The organism is Streptomyces sp. NPDC054796, assembly GCF_053611545.1.
In genome coordinates this window covers 133,022-148,983 of record NZ_JBSHAO010000014.1, presented here as the reverse complement: position 1 = coordinate 148,983, position 15,962 = coordinate 133,022, and the positions used below count along the sequence as shown (strand labels likewise).

Annotated in this window: 15 protein-coding genes; 6 read left to right on the top strand and 9 right to left on the bottom strand. The window is 73.9% G+C overall.

Annotated elements, in window-relative coordinates; all coding sequences use genetic code 11:
• Positions 1 to 114 precede the first annotated feature (114 nt).
• Complete coding sequence (locus ACWGJ2_RS14790) at positions 115 to 543, bottom strand: hypothetical protein (protein ID WP_453346454.1); 429 nt, start codon at positions 541 to 543, stop codon at positions 115 to 117.
• Between the two features lie 339 nt (positions 544 to 882).
• Here ACWGJ2_RS14790 and ACWGJ2_RS14785 point away from each other — a divergent pair, with 339 nt between their 5' ends.
• The 4 genes from ACWGJ2_RS14785 (at position 883) to cbiE (ending at position 4,393) form a co-directional block, all read left to right on the top strand.
• The gene (locus tag ACWGJ2_RS14785) at positions 883 to 1,047 is read left to right on the top strand and encodes a hypothetical protein (RefSeq protein ID WP_453346453.1); all 165 of its coding nucleotides are present in this window, start codon (positions 883 to 885) and stop codon (positions 1,045 to 1,047) included.
• A gap of 195 nt (positions 1,048 to 1,242) precedes the next feature.
• A complete protein-coding gene (locus ACWGJ2_RS14780; RefSeq protein ID WP_453346452.1) occupies positions 1,243 to 1,395 on the top strand; it encodes a hypothetical protein in 153 nt (50 codons plus the stop codon).
• 25 nt (positions 1,396 to 1,420) lie between these two features.
• Positions 1,421 to 2,917: a UDP-N-acetylmuramoyl-L-alanyl-D-glutamate--2,6-diaminopimelate ligase gene (locus ACWGJ2_RS14775; RefSeq protein WP_453346451.1), complete on the top strand. Its 1,497-nt coding sequence runs from the start codon at positions 1,421 to 1,423 to the stop codon at positions 2,915 to 2,917.
• A gap of 132 nt (positions 2,918 to 3,049) precedes the next feature.
• Complete coding sequence (gene cbiE, locus ACWGJ2_RS14770; RefSeq protein WP_453346450.1) at positions 3,050 to 4,393, top strand: precorrin-6y C5,15-methyltransferase (decarboxylating) subunit CbiE; 1,344 nt, start codon at positions 3,050 to 3,052, stop codon at positions 4,391 to 4,393.
• A gap of 48 nt (positions 4,394 to 4,441) precedes the next feature.
• Here the strand turns inward: cbiE and ACWGJ2_RS14765 are convergent, their stop codons facing one another.
• Positions 4,442 to 5,617, bottom strand: a complete 1,176-nt coding sequence (locus ACWGJ2_RS14765) for a cobalt-precorrin-5B (C(1))-methyltransferase (protein WP_453346449.1) — start codon at positions 5,615 to 5,617, stop codon at positions 4,442 to 4,444.
• Positions 5,618 to 5,628: 11 nt separating this feature from the next.
• On the opposite strand from ACWGJ2_RS14765, the gene ACWGJ2_RS14760 reads away from it, so the two are divergent.
• Positions 5,629 to 6,474: a cobalt-precorrin-6A reductase gene (locus tag ACWGJ2_RS14760; RefSeq protein WP_453346448.1), complete on the top strand. Its 846-nt coding sequence runs from the start codon at positions 5,629 to 5,631 to the stop codon at positions 6,472 to 6,474.
• A gap of 26 nt (positions 6,475 to 6,500) precedes the next feature.
• On the opposite strand, the gene ACWGJ2_RS14755 is transcribed toward ACWGJ2_RS14760, so the two are convergent.
• The 4 genes from ACWGJ2_RS14755 to ACWGJ2_RS14740 all read right to left on the bottom strand — a co-directional run bounded on the left by ACWGJ2_RS14755 (position 6,501) and on the right by ACWGJ2_RS14740 (position 10,484).
• Positions 6,501 to 7,142, bottom strand: a complete 642-nt coding sequence (locus ACWGJ2_RS14755; RefSeq protein WP_453346447.1) for a precorrin-8X methylmutase — start codon at positions 7,140 to 7,142, stop codon at positions 6,501 to 6,503.
• Between the two features lie 161 nt (positions 7,143 to 7,303).
• Entirely contained in the window at positions 7,304 to 7,570 is a 267-nt protein-coding gene (locus tag ACWGJ2_RS14750; protein WP_453346446.1) for a hypothetical protein, read from the bottom strand.
• 151 nt (positions 7,571 to 7,721) lie between these two features.
• Positions 7,722 to 9,224 (bottom strand): FAD-dependent oxidoreductase, encoded by a 1,503-nt coding sequence (locus ACWGJ2_RS14745; protein WP_453346445.1) that lies wholly within the window; start codon positions 9,222 to 9,224, stop codon positions 7,722 to 7,724.
• A 309-nt stretch (positions 9,225 to 9,533) separates the two neighbouring features.
• Positions 9,534 to 10,484 (bottom strand): TIGR01777 family oxidoreductase, encoded by a 951-nt coding sequence (locus ACWGJ2_RS14740; protein WP_453346444.1) that lies wholly within the window; start codon positions 10,482 to 10,484, stop codon positions 9,534 to 9,536.
• 154 nt (positions 10,485 to 10,638) lie between these two features.
• On the opposite strand from ACWGJ2_RS14740, the gene ACWGJ2_RS14735 reads away from it, so the two are divergent.
• A complete protein-coding gene (locus tag ACWGJ2_RS14735; protein ID WP_453346443.1) occupies positions 10,639 to 11,157 on the top strand; it encodes an N-acetyltransferase family protein in 519 nt (172 codons plus the stop codon).
• Between the two features lie 54 nt (positions 11,158 to 11,211).
• Here the strand turns inward: ACWGJ2_RS14735 and ACWGJ2_RS14730 are convergent, their stop codons facing one another.
• The 3 genes from ACWGJ2_RS14730 to aceE form a co-directional block, all read right to left on the bottom strand.
• Positions 11,212 to 11,730, bottom strand: coding sequence for a DUF4240 domain-containing protein (locus tag ACWGJ2_RS14730; protein WP_453346496.1), 519 nt, complete (start codon positions 11,728 to 11,730; stop codon positions 11,212 to 11,214).
• Positions 11,731 to 11,895: 165 nt separating this feature from the next.
• On the bottom strand, positions 11,896 to 13,002 hold the full coding sequence (locus ACWGJ2_RS14725; protein WP_453346442.1) for a helix-turn-helix transcriptional regulator: 1,107 nt from the start codon (positions 13,000 to 13,002) through the stop codon (positions 11,896 to 11,898).
• A gap of 166 nt (positions 13,003 to 13,168) precedes the next feature.
• Positions 13,169 to 15,853: a pyruvate dehydrogenase (acetyl-transferring), homodimeric type gene (gene aceE, locus ACWGJ2_RS14720; protein WP_453346441.1), complete on the bottom strand. Its 2,685-nt coding sequence runs from the start codon at positions 15,851 to 15,853 to the stop codon at positions 13,169 to 13,171.
• Between the last annotated feature and the right edge of the window lie 109 nt (positions 15,854 to 15,962).

The following is a 15,962-nucleotide window of genomic DNA, read 5'->3' as shown; positions in this document are numbered from 1 at the left end:
ATCAGCTCCTGGGCGCCGGGGCCCCGCGCGGCGTGGGACGCGGGCACGGGGCCCCGGCGGAATCACACGATCGGGTCAGGTTCGGTCACGCCGGATCAGGTGCCTGCCAGGCGGTCAGCCGCAGTACTTGTAGACCGAGCTGGTCTTGTACCCGACGTTGTTGTTGGAGAGGTTGGCGTCCCAGCTCCACGGCTTGAAGGACGTCTGGCGGCCCCGCTGGTAGTAGTTCTGCGAGAGGAGCCAGTAGCAGCCGCGGGACAGGTTCTTCGCCGAGCGGATGTGGTCGTTGACCTTGCCGCCGTTGCTGAACTTGTTGTTGGCCAGGTAGTTGTCCGACGAGCAGAACTTCTTCCAGCCGCCCGTGTAGCTCTTGTACTGGTACGTGTGCAGCGGGTTGGCACACGCCGCCGCGCTCACGCCGCTGTCCGCGGCGGCGGGCGCCGCCTGCGCGGCCGGGCTCGCACTCGCCGCGGGTGCGACGCTGAGCGCACCCGCGACGGTCATCACCGCCGCGCCCACTCCGAGCGCCATCTTCTGCTTCATGGTGTTCCCCTTCGTTCCCCCGTCGGCCCTGGTGGCCGATGGCCGGGCCCTGCGGCCCGTTGTCCGACAGCGAAGTTACGGGCGGCGGGGTAAAGCGGGCATCCAGCAGGGGATTGACATACGGGGCAGAACGACGGCGGTACCGCCGGGCACGCCTGCAACGACCGCCGCACCGGCCTACGGCGCGGGTACGAGGGCCGTCCCGTACCGGACCCGTAGCGGGCGGACGCGGGCCTGGTACCGAGGTGCGGTTCGTGTGACGGCATGGCGATGTGGCGATGTGACGGTGCCGATCGGCTTGGGGGCGGAGGCTGTTGCCCCGGATGTAAACTCCGTCGTATGGGATACACATGTGCGATGAGGGAGTGCCTGATCCAGGCCCCTCATGGCGTGTTCCCGGTCATGGTCACCACTCGTCCGGTGATCGTCAGCGATCTGGCCGCGAAGGCCGCCGACACCGAGGCGTCGAAGCCCGGTTGCCGGGCCCTGCACGGGCACGGCTAGCGCGCTCGCCTCGCCCCATGACGGGGCACGGGCAGGCCCGCTGATCCACTTCCGGCGCGGCGCCGCCCGCCCCTCGCGGAGCACCGCGGGCCGTGCCCCGGGCATTCGTGTCCCGGGGCGCCCGTAACGCGGGGCAGGCCCCGGTCTCCCGTCTCCGGCACCGCACCCGCACTCGCGTCCGCGAACGTGCCCGTCGTGCCGCTTCTCCCCTCCACCCCTCCCGAAGCACCCCCTCCCGAACCACCGCGTCCCGGCTCCGTCCGGGACCGCGCACCGCACCAGTACGCCGCGTCCATCGCGTCCATCGCGTCCATCGCGTACGCCGAGTACGCCGCGTACGTCGAGTAAGAGCTGTCACTCCGAAGGGATCCCTGTGAAGTTGAGCGAACTGCTGACCGGGCACGACCACCACGTTCTCCTGGGCGACCCGGGGACGGCCGTCACCGGGGGAACGTACGTCGACGCGCACCGGGTGGTGCCCGGTTCGCTGTTCCTCGCCGTACCAGGTCATGAGGAGGGCGGCCCTGGGCTCGTGGGGGTCGCGCTGGAGCGGGGAGCCGCGGCCGTGCTCGTCGAGGGCCCGGCGGATCCGGTGGACGTGCCGGTCCCGGCCGAGTGGGCGGCCGGGACCGGTGCCTGCGTCGTACGGGTGCCGGACGCGCGGCGGGCCGCGCCCCTCGTCGCCTCCCGCTACCACGGTGAGCCGGGCCGTGCGCTGAACATGGTCGCGGTCACCGGGACCAACGGGAAGACCTCGGTCTCCTCCATGGCCGAGTCGCTGCTGCGGGCCGCCACGGGCACGCGGACGGGCGTCATCGGCACGGGCGGCAGCCGGATCGGCGACGAGCGCGTCCCGATGCCCGCGTCCGTACTGACGACACCGGAGGCGACCGACTTCCAGTATCTGCTGGGCCGGATGCGCGAACTGGGCGCGCGGAACGTGGTGCTGGAGGCCACGTCGATGGGGCTGCTGCACCACCGGGTGGACCACGCCCTCCTCGACGTCGGCGTCTTCACCAACCTGACCCAGGACCACCTGGACGACCACGGCACGATGGAGAACTACCGGGACGCCAAGCTGCGCCTGTTCCAGGGCCTCTGCCGCCACGCGGTGGTCAACGCCGACGACCCCGTGGGCGCCTCGATCCCCGCGCTGATGCCGGGCGCCGTGACGACGTACGCGCTGGAGGCCGACGCCGACTACCGTGCGACGGACCTCGCGATGGACGCCTTCGGCACCCGGTTCACGCTGCACCACGGGGGCCACAAGTACCCGGCCGCCGTCCCCGTTCCCGGCCGGTTCTCGGTGTCCAACGCGCTGGCCGCCGTCGCCGCCTGCCACGCGCTGGGGCACGATCTGGCGGATCTGGTCGCCGCGCTGGACCGGATCCCGCCGGTGCCGGGGCGCCTTCAGCGCTTCGAGACCCCGGACGGCACCGCCGTGATCGTGGACTACGCGCACTCGCCGGACTCCCTCGACAAGGTGCTCACCGCCGTACGGGGCTTCGCGACGGGCCGGGTCGTCACGGTCTTCGGCTGCGGCGGGGACCGCGACGTGACCAAGCGGGCCCCGATGGGCGAGATCGCCGGTACCCACTCCGACCTGTGCGTCCTCACCTCGGACAACCCGCGCACCGAGGACCCCGAGGCGATCATGGACATGGTCGCCCCCGGACTGGCCGCGACGGGTACCCCCTTCGAGCGGTACGCGGACCGGCGCGCGGCGATCGCACGGGCGCTGGCCCTCGCGGAGAGCGAGGACGTCGTCCTGATCGCGGGGAAGGGCAGCGAGCCGTACCAGATCGTCGGCGACGAGATGCTGCCCTTCGACGACATGGCGACGGTGCGGGAACTCACGGGCGGCGCGTAGTCGCGGGGCGGGTAGCCGCACGGCTTGCCCGTGGCCGGGTGCGCGGGGGCCGCCAGTAGAGTCGTTCACCGTCGTCCCCGTGTCCGGCGTCGTCCGCCGTGCCCGCCCGCCGCACCACCGAGGTAGCCCACCGTGAGCCCCGTACCCCCCGCACCGCAGCCCGCCTCACCCGCGGAGGGAGCCGGTCCGGAACCCGTCGTCGTGGTCGGGCTCGGCGCCGACGGCTGGGAGGGGCTGCCGCCCGCCGCGCGGGACGCGCTGCGGCGGGCGCAGGTGCTGATCGGCGGCGAGCGGCAGCTCGCGCTGCTGCCAGGGGAGTGCGCGGGGGAGCGGGTCACCTGGCCCTCGCCCCTGCGCCCGGCCGTCCCGGGCCTGCTGGCCGCGCACGAGGGGCGGCGGGTGTGCGTACTGGCCAGCGGGGACCCGATGTTCTACGGGATCGGCCGCGCGCTCGCCGAGGTCGCGGGGGCCGGGCGGCTGCGCGTACTGCCGCACCCGTCGTCCGTCTCGTACGCCTGCGCGCGGCTCGGCTGGCCGCTGGAGGACACCGGGATCGTCACGCTGGTGGGGCGGCCCCTGGCGAACCTGACCGCCGCGCTCCACGACCGGCGCAGGCTGCTGGTGCTCAGCGCGGGCGCGGCGACACCGGCCGAGGTCGCCGCGCTGCTGCGCGCCCGCGGCTACGGCCCCACCCGGATGCGGGTGCTGGAACAGCTCGGTGGCCCGGACGAGCGCCAGGCCGAGGGCACCGCCGAGTCGTGGGACAGGGCGCCCGGCGACCCGCTCAACGTGATCGCGCTGGAGTGCCGCCGTACGGAAGAGACGCCCCGGCTGTCCTCGGTACCGGGGCTGCCCGACGAGGTGTACGAGCACGACGGGCAGCTCACCAAGCGCCATGTCAGGGCCGCGACGCTGGCCGCGCTGGCGCCCGCGCCCGGCGAACTGCTGTGGGACATCGGCGGCGGCTCGGGCTCGGTGGCCGTCGAGTGGATGCGGGCGCACCCCGGTTGCCGCGCGGTGAGTGTGGAGCGGGAAGCGGAGCGGGCCGCGCGCATCGAGCGGAACGCGGAGGCGCTCGGCGTGCCCACGCTCCGCGTCGTCACCGGCTCTGCGCCCGAGGTCTTGGCGGAGCTGGCCGACGCGGCAGACGTGGCCGGGCCGACTGGTCTGGCCGAGTCGACCGGGGCGGCCGGACCGGCGGCGCCCGACGCCGTGTTCGTGGGCGGCGGGCTGACCGTGCCGGGGCTGCTGGAGGCGTGCTGGGCGGCGCTGCGGCCCGGCGGCCGACTGGTCGCCAACACCGTCACGCTGGAGTCCGAGGCCCTGCTCGCCGACTGGCGCCGCACCCACGGCGGCGACCTCGTACGCCTCGCCGTCTCCCACGCCGTCCCCGTCGGCGGCTTCACGGGCTGGCGCCAGGCCATGCCGGTCACGCAGTGGGCGGTGACGAAGGGGGCGGTGACGGAGGGGGCGTGACGGAGGGGACGGGTGCCGGTTTCTGAGCCGTAGCGTCCGTCCGCCCGCTCAGGCGCGCCCCGTGCCGGGTCCGGCCACCGCGCAGCGGCCCACGACCGTGCCCGCGCGGTCGACGCAGAGCACGTCGACCGCGACGGGCGCGCCCCGCAGCACGCCGAGCGCCTGGTCACGGGCCGCCGTGGCGACGAGGTCGCCCAGCGGCACACCCCGGGCCGCGCACAACTGGAGCGCGGCCAGGCCCGTGTTCGCCTCCGCGACCGAGGACACGAGCGCGTCGTCGGCGCCGCCGTCGCGGGCGAGGGACGCGAGGAAGCCCTTGTCCACCTGCGAGCGCCCCGAGTGCAGATCGAGATGGCCGGCGGCGAGCTTGGAGAGCTTCGCGAAGCCGCCGCACACGGTGAGCCGCGGCACGGGGTGACGGCGCACGTACTTGAGCACCGCGCCCGCGAAGTCCCCCATGTCCAGCAGCGCGTCCTCGGGCAGCCCGTACTCCGCGACCACCGTGCGCTCCGACGTCGAGCCCGTGCACCCCGCGAGATGCGTGCGCCCTGCGGCGCGGGCCACGTCCACCCCGCGCCGGATCGAGTCGATCCAGGCCGAGCAGGAGTAGGGGACGACGATGCCCGTGGTACCGAGGATGGACAGGCCGCCCAGAATGCCAAGGCGTGGGTTCCAGGTGGAGCGGGCGATCTCCTCGCCGTGGTCGGCCGAGACAGTGATCTCCACGTCCCCCGGGCCGCCGTGCCGCGCGGCCACCTCGGCGATGTGCTCGCGCATCATGCGGCGCGGCACGGGGTTGATCGCGGGCTCTCCGACGTCGAGGGGCAGCCCCGGTCTGGTGACGGTGCCGACGCCGGGACCGGCGCGGAAGACCACCCCGGAGCCCGGCGGCAGCGCCCGCACCGTGGCGCGGATCAGTGCTCCGTGGGTGACGTCGGGGTCGTCGCCCGCGTCCTTGACAATCCCCGCCATCGCCCACCCCGTGCCCGTGCCCGCGTCCGCGCCCAGCTCCTCGGCGGCCAGCGCGAAGGACGGGGTCTGGCCCTTGGGGAGGGTGATCGTGACGGGGTCGGGGAAGTCGCCGGTCAGCAGGGCGCTGTAGGCGGCCGTGGCCGCGGCCGTCGCGCAGGCGCCGGTGGTCCAGCCGGGGCGCAGCCCCGTGTGCTTGAGTTGAGCGCCGCGCCCGCCGCCCTCGGCGTCCCGCGCCGCACCGGACTCAGCCACGGAAGGACCCCATGGACACCCCGCGCCACGCGTCGGCTCCCGCGTCGCCGCAGCCGCCCCACGTGCTGATCCTCGGCGGCACGGCGGAGGCCAGGGAACTGGCCGGGCTGCTCGCGCGGCAGCGGCCGGAGGCGGCAGCGGAGGGGACCGGGCCGCGGGTGACGATCTCGCTGGCCGGACGGGTGGCCCGCCCGAAGGAGCTGCCCGGAGAGGTGCGCGTCGGCGGGTTCGGGGGCACCGAGGGCCTGGCGCGCTGGCTGCGCGAGCACGAGGTGGACGCGCTCATCGACGCCACCCATCCTTTCGCCGACACCATCAGTTTCCACGCGGCACGCGCCGCCGCCCTCGCCCATGTTCCCCTGCTCGCCCTGCGCCGCCCCGGCTGGGTCCCCGGCGAGGGCGACGACTGGCACCCGGTCGGCTCGCTGGCCGAGGCGGCCGGCGCCCTGCCCGCGCTGGGGCGGCGCGTCTTCCTGACCACGGGACGCCTGGGGCTGGCCGCCTTCGCGGGGCTGGACGGGCTGTGGTTCCTCGTACGGACGGTGGAGGCGCCGGAGCCGCCCCTGCCGGCGCGTACGGAGCTGCTGCTCGACCGGGGCCCCTTCACCCTCGACGGGGAACGGGAACTGCTGCGGCGCCACCGCGTCGACGTCGTCGTCACCAAGGACAGCGGGGGAGCGGCGACCGCGCCGAAGCTCATCGCCGCGCGCGAGGCCGGGCTGCCCGTGGTGATCGTCCGCAGGCCGCCCGTACCCGAAGGGGTGACGGTGGCCGACGCTCCGGAACACGCCCTCGCCTGGCTGGGCACCCACCTGGGCACCCACCTGGGCACCCGCCTGGGCGCCCGCCCGGCCTGAACCGTCAGGCGGCCCTCGCCCGACCTTTACTCGACCTCGCTCGCCAGCGCGTTGACCGCCGCCGCGGCGATGGCGCTGCCGCCGCGCCGCCCCCGTACGACGAGGTGGTCGAGCCCCGAGGAGTGCGCCGCCAGCGCGTCCTTGGACTCGGCGGCGCCGACGAACCCGACCGGCACCCCGATCACGGCCGCCGGGCGCGGGGCGCCCTCCTCCACCATCTCCAGCAGCCGGAAGAGCGCTGTGGGCGCGTTGCCGACGGCCACGACCGCACCGTCGAGGCGCTCGCGCCACAGCTCCAGCGCCGCCGCGCTGCGCGTGGTGCCCGCACGTGCCGCCAGCCCAGGTACCGAGGGATCGGACAGCGTGCAGATCACCTTGTTGTCCGCTGGCAGCCGCTTGCGGGTCACACCGCTCGCCACCATCGCGACGTCGCACAGCACGGGCGCCCCCGCGCGCAGCGCCGCACGGGCGCGGGACACGACCTGGGGGGTGTAGGCGAGATCGCGGACGAGGTCCACCATTCCGCAGGCGTGGATCATCCGGACGGCGACCTGGGCCACATCCTCGGGAAGGCCCGAGAGATCGGACTCGGCCCGGATGGTGGCAAAGGAGCGGCGATAGATCTCCGCGCCGTCCTTCTCGTACTCGAACACTGCGCTCTCGCTCATCTCGTCACTCTCGTCGCCCCTGCCCACACATACGCGCACGCGTACCCGTACGGGCGGGACCGGCCGCGGCATCGCGGCGAGCATACCCACGGCCCCGCCCGGTGCGGACGGGGCCGTGGACAGCCGTGGCCAGGGACGGAGGGACGGAGGTCCCGCTCCCGTTACGGAAGCAGGGAACGCACCAGATGGCAGGTCGTGTTGGACGGCGGGTGCACGCCAATCCGGGCCGCCGTCGCGCGGATCGTGCGGTTCCGCGCCTGCTTCGCCGTATAGACGCCGGTGTCGAGAAGGGCGATGGCGATGCGCATCGCCTTCAACTGTCGGTTGTGGGTTTCATACCACTCGCGGGGCCGTCCGGCCGGGAGCGGCCTCTTCCTGGGAACGGGCAGATCGAACAGGGCCGTCGGGGTGCTGGTTGCTGCCGTCATCGGCGACCTCCACGTCTTCGGCGAGCCTGCGCGGGCCCTCACCCACGCTTTCCACTCTCCTTGAAGGATACCGCCCGGCACTGACAATAACCCCTGGTCATCCCGCGATTCGGGATGAATGTTCGATTCCGGAGGACGTGTGTGACTGCTGTTAGGCGGCGGTCGGGAGGGCCGTCGTCGCCATCTCCGACGGCAGCCCGAAATCGCGCAGCACCTCATGCGCGACGCGCCTCGCCGACACCAGCGCGCCCTGTGCGCTGCTCGTGTCACGGTGGTCACCGCATACATAGAGACCCGACAAGACGCGTACCGGACGGCGCAGATCGTGCGGCGCGGGCATGGCCGGGACGGCGTGGGGGTCGTGGTAGGCGGCGAGGAGGCTCCAGTGCTCGGCCTGCCCGCCGTAGAGGGAGGTCAACTGGGCCCGCGACGCCTTGTCCAGCACGGACACCGGATCGCACGCGGCCTGGCCGAGGACGACCGAGGTGACCAGCGTCTCGCCCGGCGCCGCCCGCGAGGGGTCCACGGCCGAGGCGGCCCACGTGTGCGAGAGGGGGCCCTCGCGCTCGGCTTCGGCGTCGACGAGCAGCGAAGGTGAGCGCGTCGCCTCCGTCTCCCGCGCCGCGTGGTGCAGGACGGTCACCGGGTGGAAGCCGGGTGCCCTGAGCCCGGGGAGCAGACCGGCGGCCTCCGCAGCGCCCGTCGCGACGATCACGGCCCGGCAGCCGAGGGTCCCGTGGTCCTCGGTGGTCACGGCGTTGGTGGCGACGGACACGGCCCGTATCCCGGTCCGCACCGTGCCGTGCGGCAGCCCGGCCGCGAGCAGTTCGGGCAGCGTCGAGAGGCCACCGGCCGGGAGGCAGAGCCCGGCGCGGGCGAAGCCGCGCAGCGTCAGGTCGGCCACGCGGCTGGAGGTGGTCAGCTCCGGGTCGGAGAGGAGCGCGGCGAGCAGGGGCCGCACCAGCGTGTCGACGCTGCGCGAGGGGAGACCGCGCGCGGACAGCGCCTGCGAGGCCGACAGTTCGGTACGGGCCAGCAGCCGCTCGGGCGGCACCGTGACGAAGCGGGCCAGCGCGTTGCGCAGCCGTACGAGATCGACGGCGCCCGCCATCGCACCCGTCATCGCGCCGGTCATGGCCGCGCGGCTCCGGGCATTGGTGAGGGCGCGCGCCGTGTTGAGTGCGCCCCGTGTGCGCCGGTCGGGTCGGCGCCCCGCGCGCTGGTCGCCGTAGTCCTCGGGACGCCGGTCCGAGCGCCCCTCGGGGCCGCGGCCGGGGCGGCCCGTCAGCGCGGCCCGCCCGGTGCCTCTCACGGAGCGGCGCAGATCGCCGATCCGGTGCGTACGGCCTTCGGTGCGCAGCAGGGCGCCGGGGGCGAAGGGCCGCGTCGCCAGCGCGGAGAAGGCGGGCAGCCGGGTCAGCTCGGGCCAGTCGGGGCACAGGAGCTGGGCGCTCCGGTCCAGGCGGAAGCCGTCCAGCCGGTCCGTCGACATCCGGCCGCCCACCCGCTCGGCGGCTTCCAGAACGGTGACCCGCAGCCCCGCCTCGGTCAGATGGCGGGCGGTCGTGAGACCGGCCAGCCCGCCGCCGACAATGACGACATCGGCCTCCGGTTCGGGCTGTCGGCCGGTGTGTGCGGCGCTGCTGATGAGCACGGTGCCTCCCCGTGGTCGGCGCGCGATGGGTTCCGGGTTCCGTTCACGACTGACGTGCTGCCGTGCTGATGCCCCAACGGGCGCGAGTAATGCCGGAGTTCGCGACGACTCTACGGAGCGGCCCCGTCGCGGTCAGTCGCGCGAAGGCAGAGCACGGTCGCACGGCGGTCGCACGGCGGAGGCGCGGTGCGGGGACATGGCGGCCCTCGCGTCGGAGCCGTGCGCTCCCGCGCGGGGGCGCGCCCGTGCGCGCCCCCGAGGCGGACCTCCGGGGATCCCCGAGGGGCCGGGAGCTCCGGTAGGAGAGCGTCAGCGCAGTGCCGCGCGCACCGCGTCGTCGATGCCGGGGAAGGCGAACGAGAAGCCCGACTCCAGCAGTTGCCTCGGCAGCACGCGCTGGCTGCCCAGCACGTCCTCGGCGAACTCGCCCAGCGCCAGCCGCAGCAGGGGAGCCGGGGCCGTGAAGAGGGTGGGACGGTGGAGTACGCGGCCCATGGCGGCGGTGACCTCGCGGTTGGTGACCGGCTCCGGGGCCGTGAGGTTCACGGGGCCCGACAGCTCCTCGGTGTCGAGGATGTGGCGCAGCGCCGCGATGTGGTCGTGCAGCGCGATGTGGCTCCAGAACTGGCTGCCGTCGCCCATGCGCCCGCCGAGCCCCGCCTTGAAGAGCGGGAACAGCCGCCCCCAGGCGCCACCCTGGCGTGCGACGACCAGCCCCGTGCGGCCGTACACCGTGCGGATGCCCGCCTCCTCGGCCGCCTCCGCCGCCGCCTCCCACTCCTGGCACAGATCGGCCAGGAACCCGCTGCCGGGCGGCGCGCTCTCGTCCACGGCACGGTCACCCGTGTCGCCGTAGTAGCCGACCGCCGTGCCCACGAGCAGGACACGGGGCGGGGTGTCGAGCGAGGCCACGGCGTCGGCGATGGCGGCGGTCCCCAGGACGCGGCTGTCGCGCAGCTCCTTCTTGTACGCGGCTGTCCAGCGCCGGTCCCCGACGCCCGCGCCCGCGAGATGGACGACGGCCTCGCAGCCCGCGAGACCGGCGGTGTCCACGTACTGGCGCTTGGGGTCCCACTCCACCTCGTCAGGGCGCCCCGCGCCTCCCGCGCCCGCGCCGGTCGACGAAGGGGGCGCGGCGTGCCGCTGGGCCCCCGCCGAGCGCGTGCGCACGAGCCGCACGACGTCGTGTCCGTCCGCCCGGAGAGAGGTGGTGAGGGCGGAGCCGATGAGACCGGAGGAGCCGGTGACCGCGATACGCATGGGGCCATCCTGCCCGCACGGGGAGCGCGCGCCCAGCCCGACGCGGAACGGCGTCCCCCGGAGCCTCCCCGAGGCCCCGGAACGCCCTCGCCGAAGGGGCGCCCGCGACTGAAGGCGCTGGACGTGCGCCCGTCGACAAGGCACCGTGACGCGCATGTCAGAGCGCTCCCCTGTGACGATCCGCGCGGCCGTACGCGAAGACGAGGCGGCACTCGCCGAGCTGGACCGGAGCACGTGGTCCACGATGCACAGCGTCCAGCCGCGCCCGCGGCCCCCGTACGACCCCTTCTTCGACGCCACGCACCCGCCCGCGCAGTTCCTCGTGGCGGAGGTCGAGGGCGAGGGGATCGCCGGGTACATCCGGCTCGTGCAGCCCACCGCGCTCGCCAGCAACGCACACGTACGCCAGATACAGGGCCTCGCCGTCGCGGAGTGGGCGCGCGGGCGCGGCGTCGCGCGGCTTCTGGTGGAGGGGGCGTGCGAACAGGCGCGCCAGCAGGGGGCCGTACGCCTCACCCTGCGCGTCCTCGGCCACAATGTCCCCGCACGCGGGCTCTACGCGGCCATGGGCTTCGAGGTGGAGGGCGTGGTTCCGGGGGAGTTCGTGCTGGAGGGTGAGTACGTGGACGACATCCTCATGGGCCAGTGGCTCACCCCCGTGGAGCGTCCCTAGGCACAACACGCGCGGACACGTGGCTGAGCGGGGGCGCGGACACGCGGGCGTGCGTCAGTCCCGGAAGCGCGCCCACAGCTTGGGCAGCCGCTCCGCGAGCGCGTTGTCGTCCTCCAGGTCCAGCGGTGCGCCGACCGGGTCCTCCGGCGGCTCCGGCAGGCCGAGGTCCGGCAGTTCGGTGCCGGTGAGCTGCTCGTACGCCTCGTCCGCCGCGTAGCCCAGGTCCTCGGCCTCGCCGTCCAGCTCGTCGTCGAACTCGCCGAGCTGCTCCGCGAGGGAGTCGGCGTCGTGCGCCGCGCCCTCGAAGACCTCCCGGCCCTGGCCGATCAGCCAGCACCGGAAGGCATCGAAGACGTCGTCGCTCGCGCCGTCCAGCAGGATCCAGGCGGCGGCCCACAGGTCCCACTGGTAGGCGCGGTGGTAACGGGACTCGAAGTGCCGGGCGAAGAAGGTCACGCCGTCGGGGTCGAGCTGTGTCAGCCGCTCGATGAGCAGGTCGGCCTGTTCCTCGGGGTCGCCTTCGGCGGCCTCGCGGGTGGAATCGATCAGCTCCCAGAACTCCGTCTCGTCCATCACGCACTCAGCATCGTGCCTGCGCGCCCGCGCCGCACGCGGAGTGGGCCAGATGCCGCTGTGTCGTTACCGCAGATGCCGGACGGGGCGCCGCCGTCGCGGAAAACCGGCCGCCCGGCGTGCGGGACGGCGGATCGTGTGCATGCCGAGTGGCAGGCGCGGGATTCACCCGTTCGACGGCGACGGCGACGGCGACGGCGACGAGGGCGAGGGCGAGGGTGCGTACAGCGCGGCCATCCGCGCGGACGCCGACCCGAAGCGTGCCCGCAGCCGCTCCGGCTCCAGCACCTCGCACTCGGGCCCCAGCGACAGGAGCTGGGAGAAGGCGACGTCCAGGGACTCGACGGGAAGGGTGACCGTGACGGAGTCCCCGGCGTCCTCGGGGCCCGCTGGCCGCCCCGGGCCGTGGCCCGCCTTCGCCAGCGCCTCGTCCGCCGCCACGCGGTCCGTGACGTGCCGCAGCATGCGCGCGCCCGCCTCCGTGAGCCGGAGGGTCACCTCGTCGCGCAGGATCGAGCGGGCGAACGACGCGGCCCGGTCCGCCCAGAACTCCGGAAGGTCGAACTCCCGGTCCCGCGCGAAGCGTTCGCCGGAGAGTGCGACGGCGCGGAAGCGGTCCACGCGGTAGACGCGCCACCCGGCACCGTCCGCCTTCTGGCGCGCTTCCCGGTCCGCGCCGTGCCCCGGACCGGCGCCGCGTGCCCGGTCCACGACGCGCGCCGCCACGTACCAGACGCCCGCCTTCAGCACGAGCCCGTACGGCTCCAGCTCGCGTTCCACCTCGCCGCCGTCGCGGCGGTAGCGCGCCGTGACCACGCGGTCGTCCCAGACCGCCTCTGCGAGCGTCGGCAGCAGCGCGGGCCGCTCCGGCTCGTTCCACCAGCCCGGTGCGTCGAGGTGGAAGCGCTGGGCCGCCGTGTCCTGGGCGTCGCTGAGTTCGGGGAGCAGCGCGGCCGAGACCTTGAGCCGCGCCGCTGACGCCGCGTCGGCCAGGCCCATGTCGCGCAGCGCGGAGGGCACCCCGGAGAGGAACAGGGCCTCGGCCTCGCCACGGCCGATGCCGGTGAGGCGGGTGCGGTAGCCGCCGACGAGCCGGTAGCCGCCCGCCCTGCCCCGGTCCGCGTAGACGGGGACACCCGCCTCGGACAGCGCGAGCACGTCCCTGGCCACCGTGCGCTCGGAGACCTCCAGCTCCTCCGCCAGCTCGGCGGCCGTCATCTCCCGCCGGGTCTGGAGCAGCAGGACCATCTTGATCAGCCGAGAGGCGCGCATGAGCAGCATTGTGCCGCCCGCCAGGGGGTGCCTGGTGGGCGGCACGGGGGCTTGGTGCGGTGACGGCTGACAGGATCTGAAATCTGTCAGTTGATATCTGATACTTGTCAGCCGTCAGCCGTCAGCCGTCAGCCGTCAGCCGTTACCGGCCACCTGTCACCCGTCGTCAGGCCAGCCCGTACCTCTCGGCCGCCTTCTTCACCGTCTCCTGCTTGACCTCGCCGCGCCGGGCGAGCTGGGCCAGGGCCGCGACGGTGACCGACTGCGGGTCGACGCCGAAGTGGCGGCGGGCTGCGTCGCGGGTGTCGGACAGGCCGAAGCCGTCCGTGCCCAGCGAGGACCAGTCCTGCTCGACCCACTGGCTGATCTGGTCGGGAACGGCGCGCATCCAGTCGCTGACCGCGAGCACCGGCCCTGCCGCGCCCTCCAGCGCGCGGGTCACGTACGGGACCCGCTCCTCGCCGCGCAGGGCCGCCGCGTCGCATTCCAGCGCGTCGCGCCGCAGCTCGCTCCAGGAGGGGGCCGACCACACGTCGGCGGTCACGCCCCACTCGTCCGCCAGCATCTCCTGGGCCTCCAGGATCCAGTGGATCGCGGTGCCGGAGGCGAGAAGCTGGATGCGGGGCGCCCCGGCCTCCGGGGCCGTGCCCTCCTTGTAGCGGTACAGGCCCTTGACGATGGCCTCGTCCGTGACGCCCTCCGGGAGCGCCGGCTGGACCTTGGGCTCGTTGTAGACCGTGAGGTAGTAGAAGATGTCCTCGTTCTGCTCCGGGTCCGGCCCGTACATCCGCCGCAGACCGTCCTTGACGATCGCGCCGACCTCGAAGGCGAAGGCCGGGTCGTAGATCATCGCGGCCGGGTTGGTGGAGGCGAGCAGCGGCGAGTGGCCGTCGGCGTGCTGGAGGCCCTCGCCCGTCATCGTCGTGCGGCCCGCGGTGGCGCCGATCACGAAGCCGCGGCCGAGCTGGTCGGCGAGCGCCCAGAACTGGTCGCCGGTGCGCTGGAAGCCGAACATCGAGTAGAAGATGTAGAACGGGATCATCGGCTCGCCGTGCGTCGCGTACGACGTGGCGGCGGCGGTGAAGTCGGCCAGCGAACCGGCCTCCGTGATGCCCTCGTTGAGGATCTGGCCGTCCGACGCCTCCTTGTAGTACAGGAGCTGGTCCCGGTCGACCGGGTCGTACGTCTGGCCCAGCGGCGAGTAGATGCCCGCCGACGGGAACAGCGACTCCATGCCGAAGGTGCGGGCCTCGTCGGGCACGATCGGAACCCAGCGCCTGCCGGTCTCCTTCTCCCGCATCAGGTCCTTGACCAGGCGGACGAACGCCATCGTGGTGGCGATCTCCTGCGAACCGGAGCCCTTCTTGAGCGCATCGAAGGGTTTCGCCGCCGGCTCGGGCAGGCCGACCGGGTGCACCTTGCGGGCCGGGGCCGGGCCGCCGAGGGCCGCGCGGCGCTCCTGGAGGTACCTGACCTCGGGGGAGTCGGCGCCCGGGTGCACGTAGGGGACGAGTTCCTCGTCGAGCTTGCTGTCCGGGATCGGCAGCTCCAGCAGGTCCCGCATGGCGCGGAACTCCTTGCCGGTCAGCTTCTTCATCTGGTGGTTCGCGTTCCGGGACTCGAAGCCCGGGCCCAGCGTCCAGCCCTTGACGGTCTGCGCCAGGATCACGGTCGGGGCGCCCTTGTGCGCGACGGCGGCGCGGTAGGCCGCGTACACCTTGCGGGGCTCGTGGCCCGCGCGGGAGGTGTGGAAACACTCGGCGATCTTTGCGTCGCTGATCAGCTTCGCCAGCTCGGCGAGCGCGGGCTCGGCGCCGAAGAAGTGCTCGCGGATGTAGGCGACGTCGCGGGTCGCGTACGTCTGGAACTGCGCGTCCGGCACCTCGCGCAGGCGGCGGACGAGGGCGCCCGTGGTGTCGAGCTGGAGCAGCTCGTCCCAGGCGGAGCCCCACAGCGACTTGACGACGTTCCAGCCCGCGGCGCGGAACTGGGCCTCCAGCTCCTGCACGATCTTGAAGTTCGCGCGGACGGGGCCGTCGAGGCGCTGGAGGTTGCAGTTGATGACGAAGGTCAGGTTGTCGAGCCGCTCGCGGCCCGCGAGGGCGAGTGCGGCGGTCGACTCGGGCTCGTCCATCTCGCCGTCGCCCAGGAAGGCCCAGACGTGCGAGTTGCTCGTGTCCTTGATGCCGCGGTCGGTCAGGTAGCGGTTGAACCGCGCCTGGTAGATCGCGGAGATCGGGCCCAGGCCCATGGAGACGGTCGGGAACTCCCACAGCCAGGGGAGCCGCCGCGGGTGCGGGTACGAGGGGAGGCCCTGGCCGCTCGCCTCCTGGCGGAACTGGTCGAGGTGGGCCTCGGTGAGGCGGCCGTCGAGGAAGGCGCGGGCGTAGACGCCGGGGGAGGCGTGGCCCTGCACGTAGAGCTGGTCGCCGGAGCCGTCGGCCTCCTTGCCGCGGAAGAAGTGCTGGAAGCCGGTCTCGTAGAGCCAGGCGGCGGAGGCGAAGGTGGCGATGTGGCCGCCGAGGCCGTAGCGGCTGCCGCGGGTGACCATCGCGGCGGCGTTCCACCGGTTCCACGCGGTGATCCGGGCCTCCATGGCCTCGTCACCGGGGAACTCCGGCTCGGCGGAGGTCGGGATGGTGTTGACGTAGTCCGTCTCCAGCAGCCGCGGGACGGTCAGCCCGCTGTCCTGGGCGTGATCCACGGTGCGGCGCACCAGGTACGAGGCGCGCTCGGGGCCCGCGTGCGCGGTCACGGCGTCCAGGGATTCCCGCCACTCGGCGGTTTCCTGGGGGTCGCGGTCCGGGAGCTGGTCGAGCTCGCTCGGCTGGGTGCGTACGGGGTCGGGCATGGTGGCCACCTTCCGGACGGGCGGACAGAGGGGGGTGCGGGGGTCGGGGTCCCTGAAGGGGCAGGACAGGGGAGCGCCCCAGCGACTGGACTGTACGCCTGCGATCGAT

Excerpts from the sequence above, each read along its gene's own strand:
- ACWGJ2_RS14790 (WP_453346454.1), bottom strand. The coding sequence starts at position 543 with ATGAAGCAGAAGATGGCGCTCGGAGTGGGCGCGGCGGTGATGACCGTC.
- ACWGJ2_RS14785 (WP_453346453.1), top strand. The coding sequence starts at position 883 with ATGGGATACACATGTGCGATGAGGGAGTGCCTGATCCAGGCCCCTCAT.
- ACWGJ2_RS14760 (WP_453346448.1), top strand. The coding sequence starts at position 5,629 with ATGGACACCCCGCGCCACGCGTCGGCTCCCGCGTCGCCGCAGCCGCCC.
- ACWGJ2_RS14755 (WP_453346447.1), bottom strand. The coding sequence starts at position 7,142 with ATGAGCGAGAGCGCAGTGTTCGAGTACGAGAAGGACGGCGCGGAGATC.
- ACWGJ2_RS14750 (WP_453346446.1), bottom strand. The coding sequence starts at position 7,570 with ATGACGGCAGCAACCAGCACCCCGACGGCCCTGTTCGATCTGCCCGTT.
- ACWGJ2_RS14740 (WP_453346444.1), bottom strand. The coding sequence starts at position 10,484 with ATGCGTATCGCGGTCACCGGCTCCTCCGGTCTCATCGGCTCCGCCCTC.
- ACWGJ2_RS14735 (WP_453346443.1), top strand. The coding sequence starts at position 10,639 with ATGTCAGAGCGCTCCCCTGTGACGATCCGCGCGGCCGTACGCGAAGAC.
- ACWGJ2_RS14730 (WP_453346496.1), bottom strand. The coding sequence starts at position 11,730 with ATGGACGAGACGGAGTTCTGGGAGCTGATCGATTCCACCCGCGAGGCC.
- ACWGJ2_RS14725 (WP_453346442.1), bottom strand. The coding sequence starts at position 13,002 with ATGCGCGCCTCTCGGCTGATCAAGATGGTCCTGCTGCTCCAGACCCGG.
- aceE (WP_453346441.1), bottom strand. The coding sequence starts at position 15,853 with ATGCCCGACCCCGTACGCACCCAGCCGAGCGAGCTCGACCAGCTCCCG.